This is a genomic window from Cupriavidus necator (genome assembly GCF_013141915.1).
GTDB lineage: Bacteria > Pseudomonadota > Gammaproteobacteria > Burkholderiales > Burkholderiaceae > Cupriavidus > Cupriavidus necator_B.
The window spans coordinates 193,317-217,349 of sequence record NZ_SROX01000007.1 but is presented as its reverse complement, the minus strand read 5'-3'; the positions used below and the strand labels follow the sequence as shown (position 1 = coordinate 217,349).

General features: G+C 69.3%; 22 protein-coding genes. 13 read left to right on the top strand and 9 right to left on the bottom strand.

Annotated elements, in window-relative coordinates; translation table 11 throughout:
* Positions 1 to 94: 94 nt before the first annotated feature.
* The gene (locus E5S69_RS15630; protein WP_171515553.1) at positions 95 to 1,648 is read right to left on the bottom strand and encodes a methyl-accepting chemotaxis protein; all 1,554 of its coding nucleotides are present in this window, start codon (positions 1,646 to 1,648) and stop codon (positions 95 to 97) included.
* A gap of 352 nt (positions 1,649 to 2,000) precedes the next feature.
* Here E5S69_RS15630 and chrA point away from each other — a divergent pair, with 352 nt between their 5' ends.
* From chrA to E5S69_RS15595, 7 genes are all read left to right on the top strand, one after another.
* On the top strand, positions 2,001 to 3,224 hold the full coding sequence (gene chrA / locus E5S69_RS15625; RefSeq protein WP_171515552.1) for a chromate efflux transporter: 1,224 nt from the start codon (positions 2,001 to 2,003) through the stop codon (positions 3,222 to 3,224).
* A 226-nt stretch (positions 3,225 to 3,450) separates the two neighbouring features.
* On the top strand, positions 3,451 to 4,107 hold the full coding sequence (locus E5S69_RS15620; RefSeq protein WP_171515551.1) for a PepSY-associated TM helix domain-containing protein: 657 nt from the start codon (positions 3,451 to 3,453) through the stop codon (positions 4,105 to 4,107).
* Between the two features lie 20 nt (positions 4,108 to 4,127).
* Positions 4,128 to 4,652, top strand: a complete 525-nt coding sequence (locus E5S69_RS15615) for a DUF2271 domain-containing protein (protein ID WP_171515550.1) — start codon at positions 4,128 to 4,130, stop codon at positions 4,650 to 4,652.
* A 19-nt stretch (positions 4,653 to 4,671) separates the two neighbouring features.
* On the top strand, positions 4,672 to 5,511 hold the full coding sequence (locus E5S69_RS15610) for a DUF4198 domain-containing protein (RefSeq protein WP_171515549.1): 840 nt from the start codon (positions 4,672 to 4,674) through the stop codon (positions 5,509 to 5,511).
* Positions 5,512 to 5,525: 14 nt separating this feature from the next.
* A complete protein-coding gene (locus E5S69_RS15605; RefSeq protein WP_171515548.1) occupies positions 5,526 to 6,545 on the top strand; it encodes an FAD:protein FMN transferase in 1,020 nt (339 codons plus the stop codon).
* A gap of 11 nt (positions 6,546 to 6,556) precedes the next feature.
* Positions 6,557 to 8,140 carry a sulfite reductase subunit alpha gene (locus E5S69_RS15600; RefSeq protein ID WP_171515547.1) on the top strand — a complete coding sequence of 528 codons (1,584 nt, stop codon included), beginning with the start codon at positions 6,557 to 6,559 and terminating at the stop codon, positions 8,138 to 8,140.
* A gap of 169 nt (positions 8,141 to 8,309) precedes the next feature.
* Entirely contained in the window at positions 8,310 to 10,736 is a 2,427-nt protein-coding gene (locus E5S69_RS15595) for a penicillin acylase family protein (protein ID WP_171515546.1), read from the top strand.
* 154 nt (positions 10,737 to 10,890) lie between these two features.
* On the opposite strand, the gene E5S69_RS15590 is transcribed toward E5S69_RS15595, so the two are convergent.
* A complete protein-coding gene (locus tag E5S69_RS15590) occupies positions 10,891 to 11,568 on the bottom strand; it encodes a type 1 glutamine amidotransferase domain-containing protein (protein WP_171515545.1) in 678 nt (225 codons plus the stop codon).
* A 97-nt stretch (positions 11,569 to 11,665) separates the two neighbouring features.
* On the opposite strand from E5S69_RS15590, the gene E5S69_RS15585 reads away from it, so the two are divergent.
* The gene (locus tag E5S69_RS15585; protein ID WP_236901352.1) at positions 11,666 to 12,664 is read left to right on the top strand and encodes a LysR family transcriptional regulator; all 999 of its coding nucleotides are present in this window, start codon (positions 11,666 to 11,668) and stop codon (positions 12,662 to 12,664) included.
* Here E5S69_RS15585 and E5S69_RS15580 read toward each other — a convergent pair.
* Positions 12,651 to 13,343: an SDR family NAD(P)-dependent oxidoreductase gene (locus tag E5S69_RS15580; protein WP_171515544.1), complete on the bottom strand. Its 693-nt coding sequence runs from the start codon at positions 13,341 to 13,343 to the stop codon at positions 12,651 to 12,653. The two genes, E5S69_RS15585 and E5S69_RS15580, sit on opposite strands and share 14 nt — an antisense overlap.
* Before the next feature lie 177 nt (positions 13,344 to 13,520).
* The gene (locus E5S69_RS15575; RefSeq protein WP_171515543.1) at positions 13,521 to 14,477 is read right to left on the bottom strand and encodes a LysR family transcriptional regulator; all 957 of its coding nucleotides are present in this window, start codon (positions 14,475 to 14,477) and stop codon (positions 13,521 to 13,523) included.
* A 219-nt stretch (positions 14,478 to 14,696) separates the two neighbouring features.
* On the opposite strand from E5S69_RS15575, the gene E5S69_RS15570 reads away from it, so the two are divergent.
* The 5 genes from E5S69_RS15570 (at position 14,697) to E5S69_RS15550 (ending at position 18,971) form a co-directional block, all read left to right on the top strand.
* A complete protein-coding gene (locus E5S69_RS15570) occupies positions 14,697 to 15,644 on the top strand; it encodes a hydroxymethylglutaryl-CoA lyase (protein ID WP_171515542.1) in 948 nt (315 codons plus the stop codon).
* An 8-nt stretch (positions 15,645 to 15,652) separates the two neighbouring features.
* Positions 15,653 to 16,810: a CaiB/BaiF CoA transferase family protein gene (locus E5S69_RS15565; RefSeq protein WP_171515541.1), complete on the top strand. Its 1,158-nt coding sequence runs from the start codon at positions 15,653 to 15,655 to the stop codon at positions 16,808 to 16,810.
* 78 nt (positions 16,811 to 16,888) lie between these two features.
* Positions 16,889 to 17,878, top strand: coding sequence for a tripartite tricarboxylate transporter substrate binding protein (locus E5S69_RS15560; RefSeq protein ID WP_171515540.1), 990 nt, complete (start codon positions 16,889 to 16,891; stop codon positions 17,876 to 17,878).
* A 93-nt stretch (positions 17,879 to 17,971) separates the two neighbouring features.
* Complete coding sequence (locus E5S69_RS15555; protein ID WP_171515539.1) at positions 17,972 to 18,496, top strand: gamma carbonic anhydrase family protein; 525 nt, start codon at positions 17,972 to 17,974, stop codon at positions 18,494 to 18,496.
* A gap of 94 nt (positions 18,497 to 18,590) precedes the next feature.
* Positions 18,591 to 18,971, top strand: coding sequence for a DUF427 domain-containing protein (locus E5S69_RS15550; protein ID WP_171515538.1), 381 nt, complete (start codon positions 18,591 to 18,593; stop codon positions 18,969 to 18,971).
* A 26-nt stretch (positions 18,972 to 18,997) separates the two neighbouring features.
* Here the strand turns inward: E5S69_RS15550 and E5S69_RS15545 are convergent, their stop codons facing one another.
* The 5 genes from E5S69_RS15545 to E5S69_RS15525 form a co-directional block, all read right to left on the bottom strand.
* A complete protein-coding gene (locus E5S69_RS15545; protein WP_171515537.1) occupies positions 18,998 to 19,417 on the bottom strand; it encodes a cupin domain-containing protein in 420 nt (139 codons plus the stop codon).
* A 115-nt stretch (positions 19,418 to 19,532) separates the two neighbouring features.
* Positions 19,533 to 20,351, bottom strand: coding sequence for a GntR family transcriptional regulator (locus E5S69_RS15540; RefSeq protein ID WP_171515536.1), 819 nt, complete (start codon positions 20,349 to 20,351; stop codon positions 19,533 to 19,535).
* Between the two features lie 89 nt (positions 20,352 to 20,440).
* Positions 20,441 to 21,430: an allantoinase PuuE gene (puuE, locus tag E5S69_RS15535; protein ID WP_171515656.1), complete on the bottom strand. Its 990-nt coding sequence runs from the start codon at positions 21,428 to 21,430 to the stop codon at positions 20,441 to 20,443.
* A 38-nt stretch (positions 21,431 to 21,468) separates the two neighbouring features.
* Positions 21,469 to 22,203 (bottom strand): aspartate/glutamate racemase family protein, encoded by a 735-nt coding sequence (locus E5S69_RS15530; RefSeq protein ID WP_171515535.1) that lies wholly within the window; start codon positions 22,201 to 22,203, stop codon positions 21,469 to 21,471.
* Positions 22,204 to 22,258: 55 nt separating this feature from the next.
* A complete protein-coding gene (locus E5S69_RS15525; protein WP_171515534.1) occupies positions 22,259 to 23,782 on the bottom strand; it encodes an NCS1 family nucleobase:cation symporter-1 in 1,524 nt (507 codons plus the stop codon).
* Positions 23,783 to 24,033 lie beyond the last annotated feature (251 nt).

Sequence of the window (24,033 nt, the reverse complement as noted above, 5' to 3'; positions counted from 1 at the left end):
CTGAGCCGGCTGCCTGTGCGGCCGGCTTCGCTTCATCATACACGCTGGCGCTGCAGGCCGATGGCGCGGAAGGACCTCGCCCTGGCCGCGCCGCTCAGGCCGCCAGGCGGAACTGGCCCACGGCGCGGTGCAGCGCTTCGGCCTGGTCTTCCAGCGAAGCGGCCGCCGCCGCGGCCTGTTCCACCAGCGCGGCGTTCTGCTGCGCCATCTGGTCCATCTGCGACACCGCCTGGTTGACCTGCTCGATGCCGCCGGTCTGCTCCTCGGTGGCGGCGCGCATTTCGCCCATCAGGTCGGTCACGCGCTTGACCGCGTGGACGATCTCGTCCATCGCACGGCCGGCATTCTCGACCAGCACCGCGCCGTCTTCCACGCGCTGCGCCGAGTTGCCGATCAGCGCCTTGATTTCCTTGGCCGCGGTGGCGCTGCGCTGCGCCAGCGTGCGCACCTCGCCGGCCACCACCGCGAAGCCGCGGCCCTGGTCGCCGGCACGGGCTGCTTCCACCGCGGCGTTGAGCGCCAGGATATTGGTCTGGAAGGCAATGCCCTCGATCACGCCGATGATGTCGACCACCTTGCCCGAGGCGCTCTTGATCTCGCCCATGGTGTCCACCACCTGGCTGACGATGGTGCCGCCGCGCACGGCGATGTCCGACGCGCCCTCGGCCAGGTGGCTGGCCTGGCGCGCATTCTCGGCGCTCTGGCGCACGGTGCTGGTGAGCTGCTCCATGCTGGCGGCGGTTTCCTGCAGCGACGCGGCCTGCTCCTCGCTGCGGCGCGACAGGTCGGCATTGCCCGCGGCGATCTGCTTGGCCGCGCCGGCAATCGAATCAGCCGAGCCGCGGATGCTGCCGATCGCGCCGGTCAGGCGCGCCTGCATCCGGTGCATGGCATAGAGCACGCTGTGCTCGTCGCCGGCGCGCACCTGCACCGCGCTGGCCAGGTCGCCTTGCGCAATGCGCCCGGCGATCTGCGCGGTGGTGGCGGGCTCGCCGCCGAGCTGGCGCTGCAGGCTGGCCGCCACGCGCACCATTACCACCGACATCAGCAGGCCGACCGCCAGCAAAATGCCGAACGCCTTCATCAGCTCGGCGCGGAAGGCCGCCTCGATGTCGTCAAGGTACAGCCCGGCAATGAAGTTCCAGTCCCACGGGCGGAAGTTGGCCACGTAGCTCAGCTTGGGCTGCGGCGCTTCGGCGCCGGGCTTGGGCCACAGGTATTCGACAAAGCCCTTGCCGGAACCCTTGCCGATCGCGGCGATCTCGCGGAACAGGTAGACCCCGTTGGGATCCTTGGTGCCGCCCATGGCCTTGCCGTTCATCTCTGGCTTGAACGGGTGCATCAGCACCACGGTGTCGGAACGCATCAGCGTGAAATAGCCGTCGGCGCCAAAGCGCATCGCGCGCACGCGCGCGATCGCCTGCTGCCTGGCTTCGTCGGCAGGCAGCTTGCCGGCCTTCGCCAGCGCCTCGTACTCGGCCACCACCGAGACCGCGGCGTCCGTCACGTGGGCCAGGTCGAGCCTGCGTTCCTCCATGCGCAGCGTGCGGACCTGCCACGCATTCCACAACGTGATGCCGAGCAGGCAGACCCAGCTCAGCACCAGCGGCAACAGCAGTTTTTTCTTCAGGCTCAGGTTATGCAGCATGGCTACCACTCCTCCTTCTTCGCGCTTTGCGCTTCTTTCTCGTCGGTGATGCGCATGGCCGTGCCGCGCCGGTTGGCGCGGGCCGCCCTGCCTGCAGGGGGACAGGGGCCTACGGCGCATGCGTCTGCCGCATAACGGCGCGAAACGGAAGTAACTTGATTGAGGTAGCTCCGCCACATTGACAGTGTGGTTGACTGGCTATAACAGTCAGGTGTCCCTTGTGCTCCATAGAACGCTTTTGACGTCGCCCCTTCCGCGCTTGGGTGATGCCGGCCTCGCTTTGTCGCCCGGCACCGGCAAAATCGTTCAGAATCTGCGCTGTCTTCCGCCACCCTCTTGTTCGCCTCGCCCCATGGCCACCTTGCCCAGCCCTTCCGACGACACCCGCGGCCACGACGGGCCGCTCGCCGTGTTCCTGATCTTCCTGCGGCTTGGCCTGACCTCGTTCGGCGGTCCGGTGGCCCACCTGGCGTATTTCCGCGAGGAACTGGTGCGCCGCCGCCGCTGGCTCAGCGAGGCGGCCTATGCCGACGTGGTCGCGCTGTGCCAGTGCCTGCCCGGGCCGGCCAGCAGCCAGACCGGCATCGCGCTGGGCCTGGCGCGCGCCGGCTATGGCGGCGCGCTGGCGGCATGGGTGGGTTTTACGCTGCCGTCGGCGCTGCTCATGATCGTGTTCGCGCTGGGGGTGACCCACTACGGCGTGGCCGCCGCGCCGGGCGCGCTGCACGGGTTGAAGCTGGTGGCGGTGGCAGTGGTGGCGCAGGCCGTGTGGGGCATGGCGCGGACGCTGTGTGTCGGCCCGGTGCGCATCGCCATCATGCTGGTGGCCGCCGCCACCGTGCTGGCGTGGCCGGGACCCTGGGTGCAGGTGGCCATGATGGCCGCCGCCGCGGTCGCCGGCATGGCACTGTTGCGCCCGGCGCTGGGCGCCGCGCATGAACCGCTGCGCCTGCCGGTGACGCATCGCGGCGGCTCGCTGACGCTGGCGCTGTTCGCCGTGCTGCTGGCTGGCCTGCCGCTGCTGGCGCAGTGGACCGCCGATCCGGCGCTGCGCGTGTTCGATGCCTTCTACCGCGCCGGCGCGCTGGTCTTCGGCGGCGGGCACGTGGTGTTGCCGCTGCTGGATGCGGCCGTGGTGGCGCCGGGCTGGGTTGGCAAGGAAGCCTTCCTGGCCGGGTACGGCGCGGCGCAGGCCATGCCGGGACCGCTGTTTTCTTTTGCCGCCTTCCTCGGCGCCGCCATGCAGCAGCCGCCCACTGGCGTTGCCGGGGGGCTGCTGTGCACGTTGGCCATCTTCCTGCCCGGCGCGCTGCTGGTGCTGGGCGCGCTGCCGTTCTGGGAAAGCCTGCGCCGCAACCTGCGCGCCCAGGCGGCGCTGGCCGGCATCAACGCCGGCGTGGTCGGGCTGCTGCTGGCAGCGTTGTGGCATCCGGTGTGGACCAGCGCGGTACAGGGCCCGCTGGACATCGTGCTGGTGGCGCTGGCGCTGGTGGCGCTGATGCGCTGGAAGCTGCCGCCGTGGCTGGTGGTGGTGGCCAGCGGCGTGGCCGGCTGGGCCGTCACAGCCGTCCTCTGAGGCGGGGGGCGGAGGGCGGCTTGACGTTGTAATGGGCTGTAATCTGGCCCGTCCGCCGACCGTTTGCACTTTCAAATGCGAACGATTATCCTTCTCTTTTTCGCCCGTCCTTGTGCCTGCCATGGCACACCTTGACGCCAAGTGAGCGTTCCAGGGGCGCTCCAGCCACCCGTATGCAGGCAACACGGGCGCGGCCCGACCCGGCGGCGCCTGCCGACCCACCGCAATGACCGACACCCAGCCGGCCGCCGGCCAGCAGCGCCGCGCCTTCTGGCTCAAGCATCTCCACCAGTGGCACTGGATCAGTTCCGCGATCTGCCTGATCGGGATGCTGTTGTTCGCGGTCACCGGCTTCACGCTGAACCACGCCGGACAGATCGAGGCCAGGCCCGCCGTGCAGACCCGGCACGCCATCCTGCCGGCGCCCGTGCTCGACAAGGTCCGGGCCGCTGCCCCGGCCCGCGCGGCCCGTGCGGGCGAGGCCAAGGCGCCCATGCCGGCGGTGCTGGCCGAATGGTTGGCGCAGGCGCTCGCTATCGACGCCAGCGGACGCGAGGCCGAATGGTCCGCCGACGAAATCTACGTGGCGCTGCCGCGCCCGGGCGGCGACGCCTGGGTCAGCATCGCGCTCGACAGCGGCGAGGCGCAGTTCGAACGCACCACGCGTGGCGCCATCTCCTACCTGAACGACTTGCACAAGGGCCGCAACACCGGCGCGGCGTGGAGCCTGTTCCTGGACGCCTTCGCGCTGGCCTGCCTGGTCTTCTGCGTGACCGGCCTGTTCCTGCTCAAGCTGCACGCCGGCGGGCGCGTGGCGACCTGGCCGCTGGTGGGGCTGGGGCTGGTGGTGCCGGTGCTGCTGGCGATCCTGTTTATCCACTGAACTGACGAGGTTTCTCCGATATGCGCCGACTGCTCTCCGTCTCCCTGACCGGCATCGCCGCCGTGCCGCTGGCCGGCCCCGCACTGGCCGCGGACCTGAACGTCAAGGTCGACATCCCGCGCCTGACCGTGGCCGAGTACCACCGGCCCTACGTGTCGATGTGGGTCGAGCGCGCCGACCAGAGCCCGGTGCAGACCCTGGCGGTCTGGTACGACGGCAAGCTCAAGGACGGCGAGGGCACCAAGTGGCTCAAGGACATGCGCCAGTGGTGGCGCAAGGCCGGCCGCGACCTGCATATGCCGGCCGACGGCATCTCCGGCGCGACGCGCGCGCCGGGCGAGCACAGCATCAGCTTCAGCGACGGCAAGGCGCCGCTGGGCAAGCTGCCCGCCGGCAACTACCAGTTGGTGGTGGAGGCCGCACGGGAAGTGGGCGGGCGCGAGTTGCTGCGCGTGCCGTTCACGTGGCCGCCGCAAACTGCACAGACCGCCCGCGTCAAGGGCGAACACGAACTCGGCGGCGTCACCGTCGAACTGAAGCCTTAATCCGCCCCGGAGCCCGACCATGAATTCTTCCCTGATGTCCGTCGCATCTTCCCGCCTGGCTGTGCGCGCTGCCGTGCTGGCTCTCGCCGCGCTGGCGCCGCTGGCCGCCCACGCGCACCGCCAGTGGCTGCTGCCGTCGGCTACCGTGCTGTCCGGCAGCGATCCGTGGGTGACCGTGGACGCCGCGGTCTCCAACGACCTGTTCTACTTCGAGCACGTGCCGATGCGCCTCGACAACCTGCAGGTGACCGCCCCCGACGGCAGCGCCGTCAAGGCCGAGAACGCGGGCACCGGCAAGTACCGCAGCACCTTCGACCTGCACCTGACCCAGCCGGGCACGTATCGCGTGGCGGTGGTCAACCACGGCCTGTTCGCCAGCTACAAGGTCGACGGCCAGGCCAGGCGCTGGCGCGGCACCGCCGAGACCTTCGCCAGGGAAGTCCCGGCCAACGCGCAGGACCTGCAAGTCACGCAGGCCGAGGGCCGCATCGAATCCTTCGTCACCGCCGGCAAGCCCAGCGACAAGGGCCTGCGCATCGTCGGCCGCGGCCTGGAGCTGGCGCCGATCACGCATCCGAACGACCTGGTCGCCGGCGACACCGCCAGCTTCCGCCTGCTGCTCGACGGCAAGCCCGCCAGCAACCTGAAGGTCGCGGTGGTGCCGGGCGGCATCCGCTATCGCGACCAGCTGCAGGAGTTCAGCGCCACCACCGACGCCGACGGCAAGTTCAGCGTCAAGTGGCCGGCTGCCGGCATGTACTGGATGGAAGCCGAGGTGAAGGACGACAAGACCACCTTCAAGCAGGCCAAGTCGCGCCGCGCCGTCTATGCGGTGACGGTGGAAGTGCTGCCGCAATAAGCCGCTTGCAACCCGTGAACCGTGTCCTGGTCCCGGTGGCGCTGGCCGCGCCCCCGCTGCCGCCGGCTGCCGATGCGCGCCTGCAGCGCTGGGGCGGGCCGACCATGGGCACGACCTGGTCGGTGGCCGCGCTGCTGCCGCCAGCCGTGGATGGCCGCACCGTCGGCGCCGGTATCGAGGCCGTGATCGCTCGCGTGATTGCGCAGATGAGCAACTGGGAGGCGGATTCGGACCTGAGCCGTTTCAACCGCGCGCCGCCCGGCAGCTGGCAAGCGTTGCCGGAAGACTGCTTCACGGTGCTGCAAGCCGCGCTGCGGGTCGCGCGCGACAGCGGTGGCGCGTATGACCCGAGCGCGGGCCCGCTGGTCGACCTGTGGGGCTTCGGCCCTGCCTCGATCCCGGCCGCGGCGCGCCGCGTGCCGCCCTCGCCCGAGGCGGTGCAGGCCGCGCGCGGCCGTGGCGGCTGGGCCCGCATCGAAGTCGATGCCGCTGGCCGGCGCGCCCGGCAGCCGGGCGGCGTGGCGCTGGACTTCTGCGCCATCGCCAAGGGCTTCGCCGTGGACGCGGTGGCGCGCTACCTGTGCGAGCAGGGCCTGGACCACCACCTGACCGAGATCGGCGGCGAATTGCGCGGCCATGGCGTCAAGCCCGACGGCCTGCCGTGGTGGGTGGCCGTGGAAGCGCCGCCGGGGCCTGGCGGCGATGATGCGGGCCAAACGCTGGTGGCCCTGCACGGACTTTCCGTGGCCACCTCTGGCGACTACCGGCGCTACTTCGACAGCGACGGGCGCCGCTATGCCCATACCCTCGATCCACGCACCGGTTATCCGGCGAGCCACGCGCTGGCGTCGGTCACGGTGATCCACCCGCAGTGCATGCTGGCCGATGCGCTGTCCACCGCGCTGACCGTGCTGGGCCCCGAGGCCGGCATGGCGCATGCGCGTCGCCACGGCATTGCCGCGCGCTTCCTGGTGCGCACGGCGGACGGTTTTCTCGAACATCTTTCGCCGGCCTTTGCGGCGATGCTGGCATGAGCGCCGGCACCATGCCATCCGCTGTCGTGGCGGCCAGCTGGCTGGTCGTGGCCGGCGGCGTGGCGTTATCCGTGCTCGGGCCGTCGCGCATGGCCATGGCGGGCGGGGTGCTCGCGGCTTACGCCGGGTTTTGCGCGGCGGTGGTGGCCCGTCACCGCCAGCGGCGCGCCAGCGCGAAGGCGCTGGCCGGCACGGAAGACGGCGCGACGCTGGTGGCCTATGCCAGCCAGACCGGGTTTGCCGAACAGCTGGCACTGCAGACCGCCACCGCGCTGCAGGGCGCGGGCATGCCGGTGCAGCTGCTGTCGCTGGCAGAGGTCGACGGCCGGCGCCTGCGGGCGTGCCGCCAGGCCCTGTTCGTGGTCAGCACCACCGGCGAGGGCGATGCCCCCGACAGCGCCTCGGGCTTCGCCCGCCGCCTCCTGGCCGGCGCCGATGGCCTGCACCCGCTGCGCTACGGCATCCTGGCGCTGGGCGACAGCAGCTACGCGCGCTTCTGCGCCTTCGGCCATGCGCTGGAGGGCTGGCTGCGGCGCCAGCGGGCCCAGCCGCTGTTCGACCTGATCGAAGTCGACAACGGCGACCCCGGTGCGCTGCGCCACTGGCAGAACCACCTGTCGGCACTGAGCGGCGGCGTCGAGATCGCCGACTGGGAGCGGCCGCGCTATGACTCCTGGCAGCTGGCGCAGCGGCGCCATCTGAATCCCGGCAGCCAGGGCGCGCCGGCCTTCCATCTGGTGCTGGCGCCGCCAGGCGGCGCGGCGCTGGATTGGCAGGCCGGCGACATTGCCGAGGTCGGCCCGTGCCACGCCCCCGCCGAGGTCGGGCGGCTGCTGGCGCGGCTTGGCCTGGATGGCGCCATCCCCGTGCGCTGCGATGGCGGCGGCACCACCCTGGCGGCGGCCTTGGCCACGCGCATGCCGCTGCCCGAACCCCACTTCGCCGCGATGCAGGGCCTGGCCCCGCAGCAGCTGGTGGATGCGCTGGCGCCATTGCCGCACCGCGAGTATTCGATTGCCTCGCTGCCGCAGGATGGGCAACTCGAATTGCTGGTGCGCCAAACCCGCCACGACGACGGCCGCCTGGGACTGGCCTCCGGCTGGCTGACCGCGCACGCCGCGCTGGGCAGCCGCATCGCGCTGCGCATCCGCACCAATCGCGCTTTCCATCCGCCGGCCGACGACCGGCCGCTGATCCTGGTCGGCAACGGCACCGGGCTGGCCGGACTGCGGGCCCAGCTCAAGGCCCGCGCCGCGGCCGCGCGACGGCGCAACTGGCTGCTGTTCGGCGAGCGCTCGGCGCAGCATGACGCCTTCTTTGCCGAAGAGCTGGCCGGCTGGCGCGCCGACGGCACGCTGGCACGCGTGGACCACGCCTGGTCGCGCGACGGCGGCGCGCCGCGCTACGTGCAGGACGCCTTGCGTCTGCAGGCGCAGGCGGTGCGGCAATGGGTGGCCGACGGCGCGGCCATCTATGTCTGCGGCAGCCTGCAGGGCATGGCCGGCGGCGTCCATGACGCGCTGGCCGAGATCCTGGGCGAGGACGCGCTGGGCCGCCTGACCGACGACGGCCGTTACCGCCGCGACGTCTACTGAGTCGGCGCGGGACCCGACCCGGCGCCCAGCCCGGCGCCCAACTCGCCATCTCCCGCACTGCAAGCGGCGTGCGGAGATCGGCCGCAGGGCTCGCCACCGGGCTGGCCATGCACTATCTTCGGTGTGAACTGCAAGACATCTGCAGCCATCACAACACCGAGGAGACCTGATGTTACGCACCCCCCGCCGGCTGGCCGCCGCGCTGGCCCTGCTCGCCACCACCGTTCCGGCCGCGATGGCCGAAGTCCCTGCCCGCCACGACACCTTTGCCGTACCCGGCCTGGAAAAACCCGCCAGCGTGCTGGTCGACCGCTGGGGCGTGCCGCATATCTATGCCGGCACGCTCTACGACGCCTTCTATGCGCAGGGCTTCATGGCCGCGCGCGACCGCCTGTGGCAGATCGACCTGTGGCGCAAGCGCGGGCTTGGCGAGATGGCGCGCGACTTCGGCCCGGCCTACGTCGATGGCGACCGCATGGCGCGCGCGGTGCTGTTCCGCGGCGACCTGTACCGCGAATGGCTGGCCTACGGCAGCGACGCCAAGCGCGTGGCCGAGGCCTTTGTCGCGGGGGTGAACGCCTATGTGGCACTGACCGAGCAGAAGCCCGAGTTGCTGCCGCCCGAGTTCCGCAAGCTCAACTACAAGCCGGCGCGCTGGCAGGCGGAGGACATCGTGCGCATCCGCCACCATGGCCTGACCCTGAACTTCACCGGCGAGATCGATCGCGCCCGCCTCTACTGCGAGGCCAAGACCCATGCGGCGCGCGCCGACTGGCTGCGCCGCGAGCTCGATCCGCAGATCGAACCCCGGCTCAACCCCGGCGTCGACCCCTGCACCGTGCCCGCGGCCGAACTGCGCCGCGCCTATGAGCTGGCCACCGCCGCGGCGCGCTTCCCGAAAGAGGCGTGGAGCGACGCGAAGGCCGCCAGCCTGCCGCTGGACCAGTTGTACGCGCTGGTGGATGCCAACAGTGATACCGGCCGCAGCCTGGGCTCGAACAACTGGGTCATCGGCGGCAAGCGCACCACCACCGGCCGCCCGATCCTGGCCAACGACCCGCACCGCTCGCACGGCGCGCCCAGCCTGCGCTACATCAGCCACCTGAACGCGCCGGGGATGTCGGTGATCGGCGCCGGCGAACCGTTCCTGCCGGGCATCTCGATCGGGCACAACGGCACCATCGCCTTTGGGCTGACGCGCTTCTACATGGACCAGGAAGACCTGTACGGCTACGAGCTGAACCCGGCCAACCCGCGCGAGTACAAGTACAAGGGCCGCTGGGAGCCGATGGAGACCATCACCGAAGAGATCGCGGTAAAGGGCGAGCCCGTGCCGCGCAAGGTGACGCTCGACTTCACCCGGCACGGCCCGGTGCTGGCGGCCGACGGCGGTCGCGCGTGGGCGCTGCGCGCCGCGTGGCTGGACTACGGCATGGCGCCGTACTTCGGTTCGATGGACTACATGCGCGCGCGCAACAGGGACCAGTTCCGCGCTGCCATGAACCGCTGGGGCGCGCCCGGCGAGAACCAGGTCTACGCCGACACCAGCGGCAATATCGGCTGGATCCCGGGCGGGCTGACCGTCAAGCGTCCCAACTGGGACGGCCTGACGCCGGTGGCCGGCGACGGTCGCTATGAATGGGCCGGCTACCGCAACATGGACGAACTGCCGTGGGCCTATAACCCCGCGCCGGGCTATATCGTCACCGCCAACGAAAACAACATCCCGCCCGAGCACTCGGCGGCGAAGCTGGGCGTGGGCTACGAGTGGAGCGACAACTCGCGCGCGCGCCGGCTCAAGGCGGTGGTCGGCGCCAATCCGCGCAGCTCGGTGCAGGATTCGATGGCGTGGCAGAACGACACCGTGTCGCTGCCGGCCCAGCGCGTGGTGGCGCTGCTGCAGGATCTGCGCAGCGACGACCCGCAGCTGGCCCGCGGCCTGGACCTGCTGCGCGGCTGGAATGGCAACGAGCGCGCCGACAGCGCCGCCGCGGCGCTGTTCGAGGTCTGGTTCAGCAAATACCTGCGCCAGGCGGTGGTGCGCGCCGCGCTGCCGCCCGAGGCCGCGCGCCTGGTCGGCGCCGGCGATGCCGCGCGCGTGGTGGCGGTACTGGAGCAGCCGGGACCCTGGATGCCGGTGGAACGCCGCAATGCGGTCATGCTCGAATCGCTGAAGGCCGCGCTGGCGGAGGTGGAAGGCAAGCTCGGGCCGGACCCGCGCGGCTGGCAATGGGGCAAGCTGCACACCGCCGTGTTCACGCATCCGATGGACCCGATCCTGAGCGACGCGGAACGCCAGCAGTTCAACGTCAACGCCGGTCCGATCGGCGGCTCGGCCTTCACCCCGATGAACACCAGCTATCGCAACAACGATTTCCGCCTGACCGCGGGCGCGTCGTTCCGCATGGTGCTGGACGTCGGCAACTGGGACGCCTCGCGCGTGATCAACACGCCGGGGCAGTCGGGCAATCCCGCCAGCCCGCATTACCGCGACCTGGCGCCGCTGTGGGCCAAGGGGGAGTATTTCCCGCTGGTCTATACGCGCAAGGCGGTGGAGAAGGCGAGCCGGGAGCGGGTGGAGCTGGTGCCGCAGTAGGCCTCCAGCGCCCCAAATCCCGCTTGCGGGAGAGGGCGGGAGTATCAACGAAGTGAAGACCGTCGCTTATTGCCGGCGCCCGCCCTCTCCCCCGGCCCCTCTCCCGCGCGCGGGAGAGGGGAGCAAACCGGCAGCGGGTTGAACGCTGTGTGTCTTACTTCAACAACCCCAATACCGCCTCCGCCCCCGCTTCTGACGACGCCGGATTCTGCCCCGTCACCAGCCGTCCGGCCACCGCCACGTGGCTGGCCCAGTCATCGCCGCGCGTAAACCGGCCGCCACTGGCCTTCAGCACATCCTCCACCAGGAACGGCACCACCTCGGTCAATTGCACCGCCGCTTCCTCGCTGTTGGTAAAGCCCGTGACTTCCTTCCCCTTCACCAGCGGCTGTCCGTCGGCGCCCTTGACATGCCGCAGCACCCCCGGCGCATGGCACACGGCGCCAACCGGCTTGCCGAGCCGGTCAAACCGCTCGATCAGCGCGATCGACCGCTTGTCTTCCGCCAGGTCCCACAGTGGCCCATGGCCGCCGGGATAGAACACGGCGTCGAAGTCCTCGGCCTTCACCTGGTCCAGTGTCAGCGTGCCGGCCAGCGCCTGTTGCGCGGCGGCATCGGTGCGGAAGCGGCGGGTCGCGTCGGTCTGTGCATCCGGATCGTCGCTCTTGGGGTCGATCGGCGGCTGGCCGCCTTTTGGCGAAGCCAGCGTGATGTCGGCGCCCGCGTCCCTGAAGACGTAGTACGGCGCCGCGAATTCCTCCAGCCAGAAGCCGGTCTTCTTGCCCGTATTGCCAAGCTGGTCGTGCGAGGTCAGCACCATCAGGATTTTCATGTTCGTTCTCCGGTTTGCATTCACGGTCGGCCGGGCACGCCCCGGCATTGGCAACATCCTACGCAGCTGGCTATGATTCGAAAACTTCGAATCTTCGATGTCTGCCATCCAAAAAATGAATATCGCCGGCAAGGACCTGAACCTGCTCTATGTCTTCCATGTGCTCTACCAGGAAGGCAACGCGTCGCGCGCGGCGGCGCGCATGGCGCTGAGCCAGCCGGCGCTGAGCCACAAGCTGAACCGGCTGCGCGACGAACTGGGCGACCCGCTGTTCGTGCGCGCGCCGCGCGGGCTGACGCCCACGCCGCGTGCGCACGAGCTGGCACCGCAGGTGCAGCGGCTGGTGGCCGAACTCGATGCCTTCTACGATGCCTGCGATGGCCGCGACTTCCTGGCGCGCAGCGAGGCCGTCCATCTCTACACCACCGACTACATGGAGCAGCTGCTGCTGCCGGCGCTGCTGCCGCGGCTGCGGCGCGATGCACCCGGACTGGTCGTGGTCACGCACAACACCCGCGGCGAGCTGCCGCGCGAAGAACTGGAGAAGGGCACCTGCGACCTGGCGATCGCGGGCTTCTACGAAGACCTGCCGGATACCTTCCACCAGCAGCGCCTGTGCAGCGAAGACTTCGTCGTGCTGGCATCGAAGTCCAACCCGCACCTGGCGCGGGGGCTCGATCTGGAGGCATTCCTTGCCTGCGAGCACCTGCTGACGACGCTGACCGGCGACCTCAACGGCGTGGTCGACCGCGCGCTGGCGGCGCAGGGGCGCCAGCGCAAGGTAGTGGCGGGGCTGTCGAGCTTCCTGGCGCCGAGCCGGCTGGTGCGCGGCACGGCCTTGCTGCTGACCTGCCTGCGGTCGGTGGCGCAAGAGGCGGTCGCGCGCGATCCGGACCTGTTGCTGCTGCAGGTGCCGTTCGCCTTGCCCAGGGTGGAGATGATGCAGATCTGGCATGCGCGCACCGACGCCGACCGGCTGCGGCGGTGGCTGCGCCAGCAGATCCAGGAAGTGGCCGGCTCGTTGCAGCCGCAGCCGCAGCCGCGGCGCAGCCCCGCTGCACGCAAGCCGGCCCGGCCAGCGCTCAGGCGCGGTTGACCACCGGCACCAGCGCGCCCTGCACCGCGCGCGCGGCGTCGGAGGCGAGGAACAGGATCACATCGGCCAGTGCGTCCAGGCCGACCCAGCGCGAGGTATCGGCGTCCGGCATGGCCTGGCGGTTCTCGGGGGTGTCGAGGATGCTGGGCAGCACCGCGTTGACGCGGATGCCCTGGTCGCGCAGTTCGGCCGACATCGATTCGGTGACCCGCGCCAGCGCGTCCTTCGATGCGCAGTAGGCGCCCATCTGCGCCAGCCCGCGCGCCGCCGAATTCGCGCCCACGTTGACGATGGCGCCACCACCGGCGGCCAGCATGTGCGGCACCACCGCGCGTGCCATGTTCAGCACCGTGCCCACGTTCATGTCGAACAAACGGTTCCAGTCGCCCGCGCTGGTCTCGTGGATGCCCGTGCCCATGGCAAAGCCGCCGGCCAGGTTGCATACCACGTCGATGCGCCCGCATGCCTGCACGGCCGTGCCGATGGCCTTGCCCAGGCTGTCCGCATCGAGCAGGTCGGCCTGCAGCGCCAGGTGGCCGCTGCCGGCTTGCGGCAGCGGTGCGGCATGGCGGTCCAGCAGCACCACGCGCGCGCCCGCCTGCGCAAAGGCGTGTGCGACCGCGCCCCCGAGGTTGCCGCGTGCGCCGGTGACCAGTACGTTTTTGCCTTTGAAGTGCATTTGCGTGCTCCTGCGCCGTCGCGGCGCGTATTGTCGTGATCAGCTTCGGCCGGCCGTTTTCCCACCAACGTGGCCGGAGCGAAAAACGCGAGCCAGTCTACGCAACGGCATGCAACATATGCTTGCGAAAACGCCTCGGGGTAACCCTCGAAACGCACAGGAAGTTGCGCGCGGCGTCTACCGTTTGCGCCGTGCCGGGCCCTGCGCGGGTACAACGCCCGATGCCGTCGCTTCCTTCGCCGCGGCGTCCTCCAGGAACCGCACCAGCAACTGTGCCGCCGGCGACAGTAACGAGAAATCGCGGCAGCAGATCGCAAAGCGCCGCCGCGCCCAGTCGTTGCGCAGCGGGACGACGCGCAGGCCGAAGGCCGTGGCGACGAGCGAGGCGATCTCGGCCGGGATGATGACGATGCCGAGTTCCGCGCGCACGCAGCGCAGCGCGGCGTCGAAGGTCGACACCACCGCGCGATGCGCCAGGCGGCGGCCCAGGATCGCGGCATAGCGGGTCAGCATGATCTGCACCGCGGTCTGCGCCGGCATGGCGATCTGGTCGTAGTCCAGCGTGTCTTCGAACAGGCAGGTGTCCGCCTGCGCCAGCGGGTGCCCGGGGTAGACCACCGCGGCGAGGTGGTCGGCGCGGTAGGGGCGGGTCTGGAAGCCCTCCAGGTCGGCCGCATCCCAGCAGATGCCCAGCGGCGCGGTGCCGTCGCGCAGCGCGCGCACCACTTCGCTGCTCAGGCTTTCTTCGATGGTCACGCGCACGTCGCGGTGCCCGGGCAGTTGCATGAAGGCGGCGATGTCATCGGGCAGCGATTCCGCCATCGTCGATACCGTGGCGAGCAACCGCACCTGACCGCGCACGCCGGTGCCGTAATCGGCGAGGTCGCGCGTGACGCGATCGGCGGCGGCGAGCATCGTGCGCGCATGCGCCAGCACCAGTTCTCCCGCGGGCGTGGGGATGACGCCGCGGCGGCGGCGCTCCAGCAGCGTGGCGCCGACGGTTTCCTCCAGTTGCGCCAGGCGCTTGCTGATGGCGGAGGCGACGATGTGTTCCTGCTCGCCGGCACGTGCCATGTTGCGGGTTTCGCAGACGGCAACGAACAGGCGCAACGTAGTGAGGTCGAGATCTCGCATGGAAGGGGCGCGGTGTTTCCGGATTGGAATGCTACGCGCGTTGAGGACGTCATGACATCGCATCCGGGAAATCCCGTAGCGTTTTCCGGACGCATGGGATGGCTTTCCATTCCGGCATGTCTGGATGCGTAAACCATCGCTTCAGCTTGGCTGCAGAAACCCATACAGTTCTTTCGTCGCCCCCGCCCGGGGACGCTTTGCCCCAGCCCCACGAGAACCATGCCCCACTCCTTCCCCAGCCAGGCCGTGATCCGCGAAGTCGGTTTGCGCGACGGCCTGCAAAGCCTGCGCAGCATCCTGCCCACCGCCAGCAAGCTGGCGTGGATCCGCGGCGCGCATGCCGCCGGACTGCGCGAACTGGAAGTCGGTTCGTTCGTCCCCGCGCGCCTGTTGCCACAACTGGCCGATACCGCCGAACTGGTCGCGTTTGCGCGCACGCTGCCCGGCCTGTTCACGTCGGTGCTGGTGCCCAACCTGCGCGGCGCGCAGGATGCGCTGGAGAGCGGCGCCGACCTGATGATCGTGCCGCTGTCCGCCAGCCATGCGCACAGCCTGGCCAACCTGCGCAAGACGCCCGATGAAGTCGTTGCCGAAGTGGCGCGCATCCGTGCCGCGCGCGATGCCAGTGGCGCCAGCACGCTGATCGAAGGCGGCGTCGGCACGGCATTCGGCTGCACGCTGCAAGGCCATGTCGATGCCGACGAAGTGCTGCGGCTGATGCAGGCGCTGCTCGATGCCGGCGCCGACCGCGTCAGCCTGGCCGACACCGTCGGCTATGCCGATCCGGCCATGGTGCGCGAGCTGTTTGCGCGCGCCATCGCCATCGCCGGCGAGCGCTTCTGGTGCGGCCATTTCCACGACACGCGCGGACTTGGGCTGGCCAATGTCTATGCCGCGCTCGAAGCCGGCGTGACCCGCTTCGACGCCTGCCTGGCCGGCATCGGCGGCTGCCCGCATGCGCCCGGCGCCAGCGGCAACGTCGCCACCGAAGACCTTGCCTATCTGCTCGGCAGCATGGGCATCGATACCGGCATCGATATCGAACGCCTGCTGGCGCTGCGTGAAGACGTGGCCGGCTGGCTGCGCGACGAAACCCTGCACGGTACGCTGTGGCGCGCCGGCCTGCCCAAGACTTTCGCGGCCCCGCGCGCCGCGGCCACTGCCTGAGGAAGAACATGCCCCAAGACAGCAACAGCAATACCCTGCCGCTCGCCGGCGTGCGCGTGGTCGAATTCACGCACATGGTGATGGGCCCCACCTGCGGCATGATCCTGGCCGACCTCGGCGCCGAGGTGATCAAGGTCGAGCCGCCTGGCGGCGACAAGACGCGCAACCTGCCGGGCCTGGGCATCGGCTTCTTCCGCGCCTTCAACCGCAACAAGAAGAGCGTGGTGCTCGACATCACCACCGACGAGGGCCGAGCCGCCGCGGCCGAACTGGCGGGCCAGAGCGACATCCTGCTGGAGAACTTCCGTCCCGGCCTGATGCAGAAGCTGGGGCTGGACTACGCCACGCTGTCGCGCGATTACCCGCACCTGATCTATGTGTCGCACAAGGGCTTCCTGCCCGGCCCGTACGAGCACCGGTTGGCACTGGACGAAGTGGTGCAGATGATGGGCGGCCTGTCCTACATGACCGGCCCCAGCGGACGGCCGCTGCGCGCCGGTACCTCGGTCAACGACATCATGGGCGGCATGTTCGGCGCGATCGGCGTGCTGGCCGCGCTGCGCGAGCGCGACCGCACGGGCACGGGGCAGGAAATCCAGAGCGCGTTGTTCGAGAACTGCGTGTTCCTGGCCTCGCAGCATATGCAGCAGTACGCGATGACCGGCGAGGCGCCGCCGCCGATGCCGTCGCGCGTGTCGGCGTGGAGCGTCTATGACGTGTTCACGCTGGCGCAGGACGAGCAACTGTTTATCGGCGCGGTCAGCGACAAGCAGTTCGTCACGCTGTGCCGGGTGCTGGAGCACCCGGAGCTGATCGACAAGCCGGAGTACGCCAGCAACACCTCGCGCGTCGCGGTGCGGCCGCAACTGCTGGCAGAACTGGGGGCGATCCTGCGCCACCATCGTTGCGCGGAACTCGCGCCCAAGCTCGAAGCAGCGGGCATTCCCTATGCGCCGATCATGCGTCCGGACCAGCTGCTCGACGATCCGCACCTGCTTGCCAGTGGCGGACTGGTGCCGATGCAGGCGGACGACGGCTCGACCACGCCCACGGTGTTGCTGCCGCTGCTGATGGGCGGGCGCCGCCCCGGCGTGCGCAGCCCGCTGCCCAAGGCCGGCGAGCACAACGAAGAGATCCTGGGGCAGCTGGGCAACGGCCGCCGCTGAAGTGCCTCGGCGGGAAAGCCGCGTCACCGCAGCACGGAACGCGGACCTCGCCCTACGATAACGATACGGAGACAACGCATGCAACGTCGCACCCTGCTCAAGTCCGCGCTGGCACTTTCCGCCACCCTTGCCGCGGCACTCGCCAGCCCCGGCTTCGAAGCGCTTGCACAGAGCGGCTCGGGCAAGCCCGTGCGCCTGATCCTGCCAATCAGCGCCGGTTCCGGCGTCGACACCATCGCGCGCGCCGCGGGTCCGGCGCTGGGCAAGGCCTTCGGCCAGCCGGTGGTGATCGAAAACCTGCCCGGCGCCGGCGGCATCACCGGTGCCGCGGCCGTGGTCAAGGCGCAGCCCGACGGCAGCACGCTGGGGCTGGTATCGAACAATCACGTGATCAATCCCAGCGTGTTCCGCGCCATGCCGTTCGACGCGATCAAGGATATAACGCCGATCAGCGTGCTTGGCACCACCCCGCTGGTGCTGGTGGTCAATGCCAAAGTGCCGGCGAAAAACGTGAAAGAGCTGGTGGCGCTGCTCAAGGCCAGGCCCGATGCCTACAACTATGCATCGTCGGGCAACGGCACCATCATCCACCTGGCCGGCGAGATGTTCCTCGACGAGGCGGGCGTGACCGCACGCCATGTGCCATACAAGGGCACCGGCCCGATGATCAACGACCTGCTTGCCGGGCAGGTGGAAATGGGCGTGGTCGCGCTCAACGCGGTGGCGCCGCACCTGAAGGCGGGCACGCTGCGCGCGATCGGCCTGTGCGGCGACAAGCGCACTGCCGCCGCGCCGGAGATTGCCACCATCGCCGAGCAGGGTTTGCCGGGCTACAACGTGGCGGGCTGGTTTGCCGTCATCGGGCCCGCCGGCATGCCGGCGCCGGAAGTCAGGCGCGTGCACGACGCCTTTGCCAAGGCCTTCACGTCACCCGAAGTGCTGGAAACGATGAAAAAGCAGGGCACGGTGATCGAGCCCGGCACGCCTGAGGCCGCCGCCGCGTTCTTCCGCAGCGAAGCCGCGCGCTACGCCGCGCTGGTGAAGAAGGCCAACGTCAAGGTCGAATAAGCTCGCAGGGTTCGCTGCTTCCCCGCTGCCGGCGTGGCCCGTGCCTTATCCAGGGCGGGCGCGGTGGCGGCCTTTTTCCTCACCTTACCTATCATGACTCTCTACAAGCTTGGCGAGCTCGCGCCCGCTATTGCCGGCAGCGCCTTTGTCGCGGCCGAAGCCACCATCATCGGCCGCGCGGAACTGGCCGAGCACGTGTCGGTCTGGCCCGGTGCCGTGATCCGCGCCGACAACGAGCCGGTGACCGTCGGCGCCGGCAGCAATATCCAGGAAGGCGCCGTGCTGCATACCGACCCCGGCTGCCCGCTCGCGCTCGGCGCCGGCGTGACCGTGGGGCACCAGGCCATGCTGCACGGCTGCACCGTGGGCGACGGCGCGCTGATCGGCATCCAGGCCGTGATCCTGAACCACGCTTCCATCGGCGCCGAATCGCTGGTCGCCGCCGGTGCGCTGGTAACCGAGGGCAAGCAATTCCCGCCGCGCTCGCTGATCCTGGGTTCGCCCGCCAAGGCCGTGCGCGAGCTGACCGATGAGGAAGTGAAGAACTTGCGCGCCAACGCAGAGGACTACGTCCGCCGCGCCGCGCGTTATCGCACGGCGCTGGAAAGGATCGGCTGAGCCGCCATCGCCGCGGTCTGGTCAGCGTGACCGCCGGCAGGTTGGCCGGCAAGCGCCTAGAATGGCCTGCATCCCGCCATGCAGGAGCACGACAATGCCAGGCAAGCCCGTCAGGATTCCCGGCCCCGACCATCCCATCGCCATCACGCCGACACCGGGCCGCGTGGTGGTCAGGGTGGCGGGGCGCGTTGTCGCCGACAGTACCGCGGCGCTGACCTTGCAGGAAGCCGGCTACGCGGCGGTGCAGTACATCCCGCGCGCCGATGTCGACATGGCGCAGCTGGCGCCCAGCGATCACGCCACCTACTGCCCGTACAAGGGTGACTGCAGTTACTTCTCCATTCCGGCCGGCGGCGAGCGTTCGCGCAATGCGGTGTGGAGCTATGAGGCGCCGTATGCGGCCGTCGCCGCGATCGGCACGCACCTTGCGTTCTATCCGGACCGCGTCGACAGCATCGAGATCGCCGGGCCGTGAGGGAACGCGCCGTGGCAGGGCCTAAGTCAGCGCGCGGGCATCGGCAATTGCACGACCGCCAGCGTGGCGTCGGTGGCGCCGACCACCTTGCTGGCATGGCCCTTGCCAGTAGTGTCTTCGAGCAGCAGGGCACTGCCGGTCGGTAGCGCCCGGCGTTCGCCATCGCTTGCCTCGAATTCCATCGCGCCGCCCAGCACGAAGATCCACATGCGCAACGGCGAGGGGTGCAGGGCGCCGACCCAGCCGGCTGGCACAACCAGGAAGCCCTGGCGCGCGGCTTCCTCCAGCGGCGACACCCAGAACGCGCGTGCGGGCGGCGCGAACAGGCGCTCGGTGATGGCAATGGCAAGCGGGGCGAAATGGGATTCGCCGGCGGCATCCGCATAGAGCCGCTCGAATGCCAGCGGTGCGCGCCCGGCGCTGGCGGACTCCTCGGTGGTTGCCATGATGGACCTCCCTGTGGAACTCTCTGCGGCGCGTGGCGCGCGGCATTGTCATGCAGCCAGTCTAGGCTGCCGGACGCGGAGTGCAATCCCGGTCCGGGGCCTGGCGGGGACGGTTTCAGCCCTTGCTGAAGATGCTGTAGAAGTCCGGCGTGCCGCTGTCCGGCAGGCTCAGGTCGAGCGACCCTTCGATGTGTTCCAGGTGTTCCGCCATCAGCGCGCTGGCCCGCGCGGCATCGCGCTGCTCGATGGCGTCGATCAGCTGCCGGTGCTCGTGCTCGGCGCACGCGGGGGCGCCGGGGCGGTCGTACAGCGTGATGATCAGGCAGGTGAGCGACACCATCTCGCGGATCAGCTTTTCCAGGATGGCATTGCCGGCCATTTCCGCCAGCAGGATATGGAACTCGCCCGACAGGCGGATCATCGCCGCGCGGTCGCCGCGGGCGCGCGCGTTGTCTTCTTCCATGGCATGGCGGCGCAGGCTGCGCACCTTGGCGGGCGTGGCGCGTTGCGCCAGTTCGGCGGCCAGCGCGGGCTCGACCACGCGGCGCGCCTGGAACACTTCGCGCGCCTCGTCCACGCTGGGGCTCGAGACAAAGGCGCCGCGGTTGGGCACCAACGTGACCAGCTTCTCGTGCGCCAGGCGCGCAAAGACCTGGCGGATGCGCGCGCGGCTGGCGCCGGTGACTTCGCACAGCCGTTCCTCGACCAGCTTGGTGCCCGCCAGCAGGCGGTGTTCCATGATCGCGTAGAGCAGGCTCAGGTAGATCGCCTCGGTGGCCGACGCCTCGCCGACGGCGCCTTCCGCGCCTGCCTCGTCGTTCGGGGCGGCATTGGCCGCGGCTTTCTGCGGGGTTTTCGGGTTGGCCTTGGCGGCGGCGCGGCGCGGGGCTTTCGCGGCAGCGCCGGGCGCCGCCTTTTTCGATGTGGTTGCCATATCAGGGTACGGACAGTCTGCCTGTCGCCGGAACTGGCGACGAAATACAGCTATATCGTACACAACTATGGCGACAGAGCGCCCGCTGGTCAGGCCGGCGCGGTTTCCTCGCAGGCCGCGCGCGCCCCGGCGGCGGCGCCCGCGGCTTCGAACGGATGGGCCTGCGCCCAGTGCCGGGCGATGTCGACACGCCGGCAGATCCACACTTTGTCGTGCCCCTGCACGTAATCCAGAAAGCGCTGCAGCGCGCGGAAGCGGCCGGGCCGGCCCAGCAGGCGGCAATGCATGCCGATCGACAGCATCTTGGGGCTGTCCTGGCCGGCCGGGTCGCCTTCGTCATACAAGACGTCGAACGCATCCTTCAGGTACTGGAAGAACTGTTCGCCGGTATTGAAGCCCTGCGGCGTGGCAAAGCGCATGTCGTTGGAGTCGAGCGTGTACGGCACCACCAGGTGCGGCTTCTTCTCGCCGCCGGTGACTTCCACTTCGGTCCAGAACGGCAGGTCGTCGCCGTAGTAGTCGGAGTCATACAGCAAGCCGCCGTGCTCGACCACCAGGCGGCGCGTGTTGGGGCTGTCGCGGCCGGTGTACCAGCCCAGCGGCAGCTCGCCGGTGAGCTCCTGGATGATCTGCATGCCGATGCGCATGTGCTCGCGCTCGGTGGCTTCGTCGATGTTCTGGTAGTGGATCCAGCGCCAGCCGTGGCAGGCGATCTCGTGGCCGAGCTCGACGAAGGCGCGCGTCAGCTCCGGATGGCGCTGCAGCGCCATCGACACGCCGAAGATGGTCAGCGGCAGGCCGCGCTTCTCGAACTCGCGCAGGAGGCGCCAGACGCCGGCGCGCGAGCCGTATTCGTAGATGCCCTCCATGCTCATGTGGCGGTCGGGGTAGGCCGCGGCGCCGACGATCTCGGAGAGGAACTGCTCGGAGGCGGCGTCGCCGTGCAGCACGCAGTTCTCGCCGCCTTCTTCGTAGTTGAGGACGAACTGTAGCGCCACGCGCGCGCCGCCCGGCCAGCGGGCGTGCGGCGGGCGGGCGCCGTAACCGATCAGATCGCGGGGATAGCGGGACTGGAGCATGGTGGTGGAAGCGAAGAGGGAGCGGGATGTCATACGGTTCAGTTCAATGCATAAGGGGCCAGCATGCCCGCATAGGCTTTGGGCAGCGGCCGTGCCCAGTCGCCGCGCTTGCTGGTGCCCAGGCGCACCGAGACCAGCGCCTCGGCCAGCTTGACTGCGCACGACACGCCGTCGATCACGGGCGCGCCGATGGCGTCGGCGATCTCGTCGCACAGGTCGGTCATGCCGGCGCAGCCCAGCACGATGCAGTCGCTGCGGTCTTCTGCCAGTGCCTGGCGGCAGGCCTCGGTGATGACGCGGCGCGCGTCCGAGCCGGGGCGCTCCAGCTCCAGCACCGGCAGGTCGCAGGCGCGCACGTTGCTGCAGAAGCGCTTCATGCCGTAGCGCTCAGCCAGGTGCCAGGCGATATTGCAGGTGCGCGCCAGCGTGGTCACCACGCTGAAGCTGCTGCCGACCACGCTGGCCATGTGCATAGCGGCCTCGGCGATGCCGATCACCGGCCCGCGCGCCACTTCGCGCGCGGCGTACAGGCCGGGGTCGCCAAAGCAGGCGATGACATAGCCGTCCACGCCTTCCTGCTCGCCGGCCAGGATCTCGTCGAGGATGCCGGGCACCGACAGGGCTTCGTCATAGTGGCTTTCGATCGAAGCCGGTCCCATGCGCGGGCTGACCGCGCTGATGCGCGTGCCGGGGGCCGCCACGGCGGCGGCGCACTGCCCGATCTTGTCGGTCATGCTCTGGGTGGTATTGGGGTTGATGATTTTCAGCTTCATGGATGCGGCTCTGCTGGATGCGTCGAAATCGTGCAGTGGTGATATGGGGTAGGGATCAGGCTTGGCTGGCCGCACGGCCGGCCCAGTGGCCCGGCATCATGCGCGGTGCCAGTTGGCGGTACAGCACCAACGCAATGCCCATGCCGATAAACCAGCTGTAGTTGGCCGCCGCCTGCCAGGCCGGCACCACCACGCACAGGATCGGGATGATGGCCGCGGGAATCATGGTGGCCACCGCGGCCGGGTTGAAGCCGTTGCGGTACCAGTAGCGGCCACGCGGGTTCAGCGTGTACAGGTCGTCGACTTCCACGTGCTGGCGCCGCACCAGGTAGTAGTCGGCAATCAGGATGCCGAACAGCGGGCCGATGAAGGCGCCCAGCACGTCCAGCGTGTAGTGGATTACCGCCGGGTTGTTGTACAGATTCCACGGCGTGATGAAGATCGACGCCACCGCGGCGATCATGCCGCCAGTGCGCCAGCTGATGTGCCGGGGCGACACGTTGGAGAAGTCGAACGCGGGCGAGACGAAGTTGGCGACGATATTGATGCCGATGGTCGCCGTCATGAAGGTAAACGCGCCCAGCAGCATGGCGAAGGTGCTGTCGATATGGCTCACCGTTTCCACTGGATCGGTGATCAGCTTGCCGAACACCGGCAGCGTGGCCGAGGTGGTGATCACGGTCAGCAGCGAGAAACCCAGGAAGTTGACCGGCAGGCCCCAGAAGTTGCCGCGCCTGACCGCCTTGAAATCCTTGGCATAGCGCGAGAAGTCACCGAAGTTCAGCATCGGGCCGGAGAAGTAGGACACCACCAGCGCGATCGCGCTCAGCATCACCGGCACCGCTTCCCAGCCGGTGTACTTGACGAAGCTCAGCGTGAAGTTGACGTTGTCCCAGCCGGCCTTGTTCACCAGCCAGATCGCCAGCGCGATCATCACCACGTACACCGCCGGGCCGGCCCAGTCGATGAACTTGCGGATGGTCTCCATGCCGGTCCAGAACACCAGCGCCTGCAGCACCCACAGCACCATGAACGCGCCCCAGCCGAGCGTGGACAGGCCGGCAAAGCCATGCAGCCTGACGTCGGCATACGGCGCCAGCGCGGGGAAGAAGTGCAGGGCCAGCACCAGGAAGGCGCTCGACGCCAGGTAGGTCTGGATGCCGTACCACGCCACCGCGATCAGCCCGCGGATGATGGCCGGGATATTGGCGCCGAGCACGCCGAACGAGGCTCGGCAGATCACCGGATAAGGGGTGCCGGTCACCTGGCTCGGCTTGGCCACGAGGTTGCAGAAAAACTGCACGATCACGATCCCGACCAGCAGCGACACCAGCACCTGCCAGCTGGTCAGCCCCAGCGCGAACAGGCTGCCCGCGGTGATATAGCCCCCAACGCTGTGCACGTCCGACATCCAGAACGCAAAGATGTTGTAGGTGCCCCAGGTCTGCTTGCGCAGCGGCGCCAGGTCCTCATTGGTCAGGCGTTCGTCATAGCTGGGCTTGATCAGGGCATTGCCGTGGGTGGCATGCCCCGCCTGCGCCGGCGCTGCATCGGCTGCGGTTGCGGTGCTTTGCATCATCTGAGTCTCCTGGCAGATGGTTGTCTTGACGATAGGCGACGTGCGGCCGTTCGGGCTCTTTGGCGTGCGCCAAGGGAAGTTGATGTGTCTACTAAATTGTCTACAAAATAGCTGAATGATGTAGACGATGTTGTAGATCACGGATTCTTGATTGTCAACATTCGTTTTCCCTGAAGTCGCAGCGGCTGCAACTGCGCCCGCGGCGGACGAAAAAAAAAACCCCGCTCCGGAGAGCGGGGTTCTGCGGGCGC

Bases quoted from the DNA above. Each gene is read 5' to 3' on its own strand.
- E5S69_RS15620 (WP_171515551.1), top strand. From the start codon at position 3,451: ATGACCGACACCCAGCCGGCCGCCGGCCAGCAGCGCCGCGCCTTCTGG.
- E5S69_RS15570 (WP_171515542.1), top strand. From the start codon at position 14,697: ATGCCCCACTCCTTCCCCAGCCAGGCCGTGATCCGCGAAGTCGGTTTG.
- E5S69_RS15555 (WP_171515539.1), top strand. From the start codon at position 17,972: ATGACTCTCTACAAGCTTGGCGAGCTCGCGCCCGCTATTGCCGGCAGC.
- E5S69_RS15595 (WP_171515546.1), top strand. From the start codon at position 8,310: ATGTTACGCACCCCCCGCCGGCTGGCCGCCGCGCTGGCCCTGCTCGCC.
- E5S69_RS15610 (WP_171515549.1), top strand. From the start codon at position 4,672: ATGAATTCTTCCCTGATGTCCGTCGCATCTTCCCGCCTGGCTGTGCGC.
- E5S69_RS15600 (WP_171515547.1), top strand. From the start codon at position 6,557: ATGCCATCCGCTGTCGTGGCGGCCAGCTGGCTGGTCGTGGCCGGCGGC.
- E5S69_RS15590 (WP_171515545.1), bottom strand. From the start codon at position 11,568: ATGAAAATCCTGATGGTGCTGACCTCGCACGACCAGCTTGGCAATACG.
- puuE (WP_171515656.1), bottom strand. From the start codon at position 21,430: ATGCTCCAGTCCCGCTATCCCCGCGATCTGATCGGTTACGGCGCCCGC.
- E5S69_RS15540 (WP_171515536.1), bottom strand. From the start codon at position 20,351: ATGGCAACCACATCGAAAAAGGCGGCGCCCGGCGCTGCCGCGAAAGCC.
- E5S69_RS15550 (WP_171515538.1), top strand. From the start codon at position 18,591: ATGCCAGGCAAGCCCGTCAGGATTCCCGGCCCCGACCATCCCATCGCC.
- E5S69_RS15530 (WP_171515535.1), bottom strand. From the start codon at position 22,203: ATGAAGCTGAAAATCATCAACCCCAATACCACCCAGAGCATGACCGAC.
- E5S69_RS15580 (WP_171515544.1), bottom strand. From the start codon at position 13,343: ATGCACTTCAAAGGCAAAAACGTACTGGTCACCGGCGCACGCGGCAAC.
- E5S69_RS15560 (WP_171515540.1), top strand. From the start codon at position 16,889: ATGCAACGTCGCACCCTGCTCAAGTCCGCGCTGGCACTTTCCGCCACC.
- E5S69_RS15525 (WP_171515534.1), bottom strand. From the start codon at position 23,782: ATGATGCAAAGCACCGCAACCGCAGCCGATGCAGCGCCGGCGCAGGCG.
- E5S69_RS15630 (WP_171515553.1), bottom strand. From the start codon at position 1,648: ATGCTGCATAACCTGAGCCTGAAGAAAAAACTGCTGTTGCCGCTGGTG.
- chrA (WP_171515552.1), top strand. From the start codon at position 2,001: ATGGCCACCTTGCCCAGCCCTTCCGACGACACCCGCGGCCACGACGGG.
- E5S69_RS15545 (WP_171515537.1), bottom strand. From the start codon at position 19,417: ATGGCAACCACCGAGGAGTCCGCCAGCGCCGGGCGCGCACCGCTGGCA.
- E5S69_RS15565 (WP_171515541.1), top strand. From the start codon at position 15,653: ATGCCCCAAGACAGCAACAGCAATACCCTGCCGCTCGCCGGCGTGCGC.
- E5S69_RS15585 (WP_236901352.1), top strand. From the start codon at position 11,666: ATGTCTGCCATCCAAAAAATGAATATCGCCGGCAAGGACCTGAACCTG.
- E5S69_RS15615 (WP_171515550.1), top strand. From the start codon at position 4,128: ATGCGCCGACTGCTCTCCGTCTCCCTGACCGGCATCGCCGCCGTGCCG.
- E5S69_RS15575 (WP_171515543.1), bottom strand. From the start codon at position 14,477: ATGCGAGATCTCGACCTCACTACGTTGCGCCTGTTCGTTGCCGTCTGC.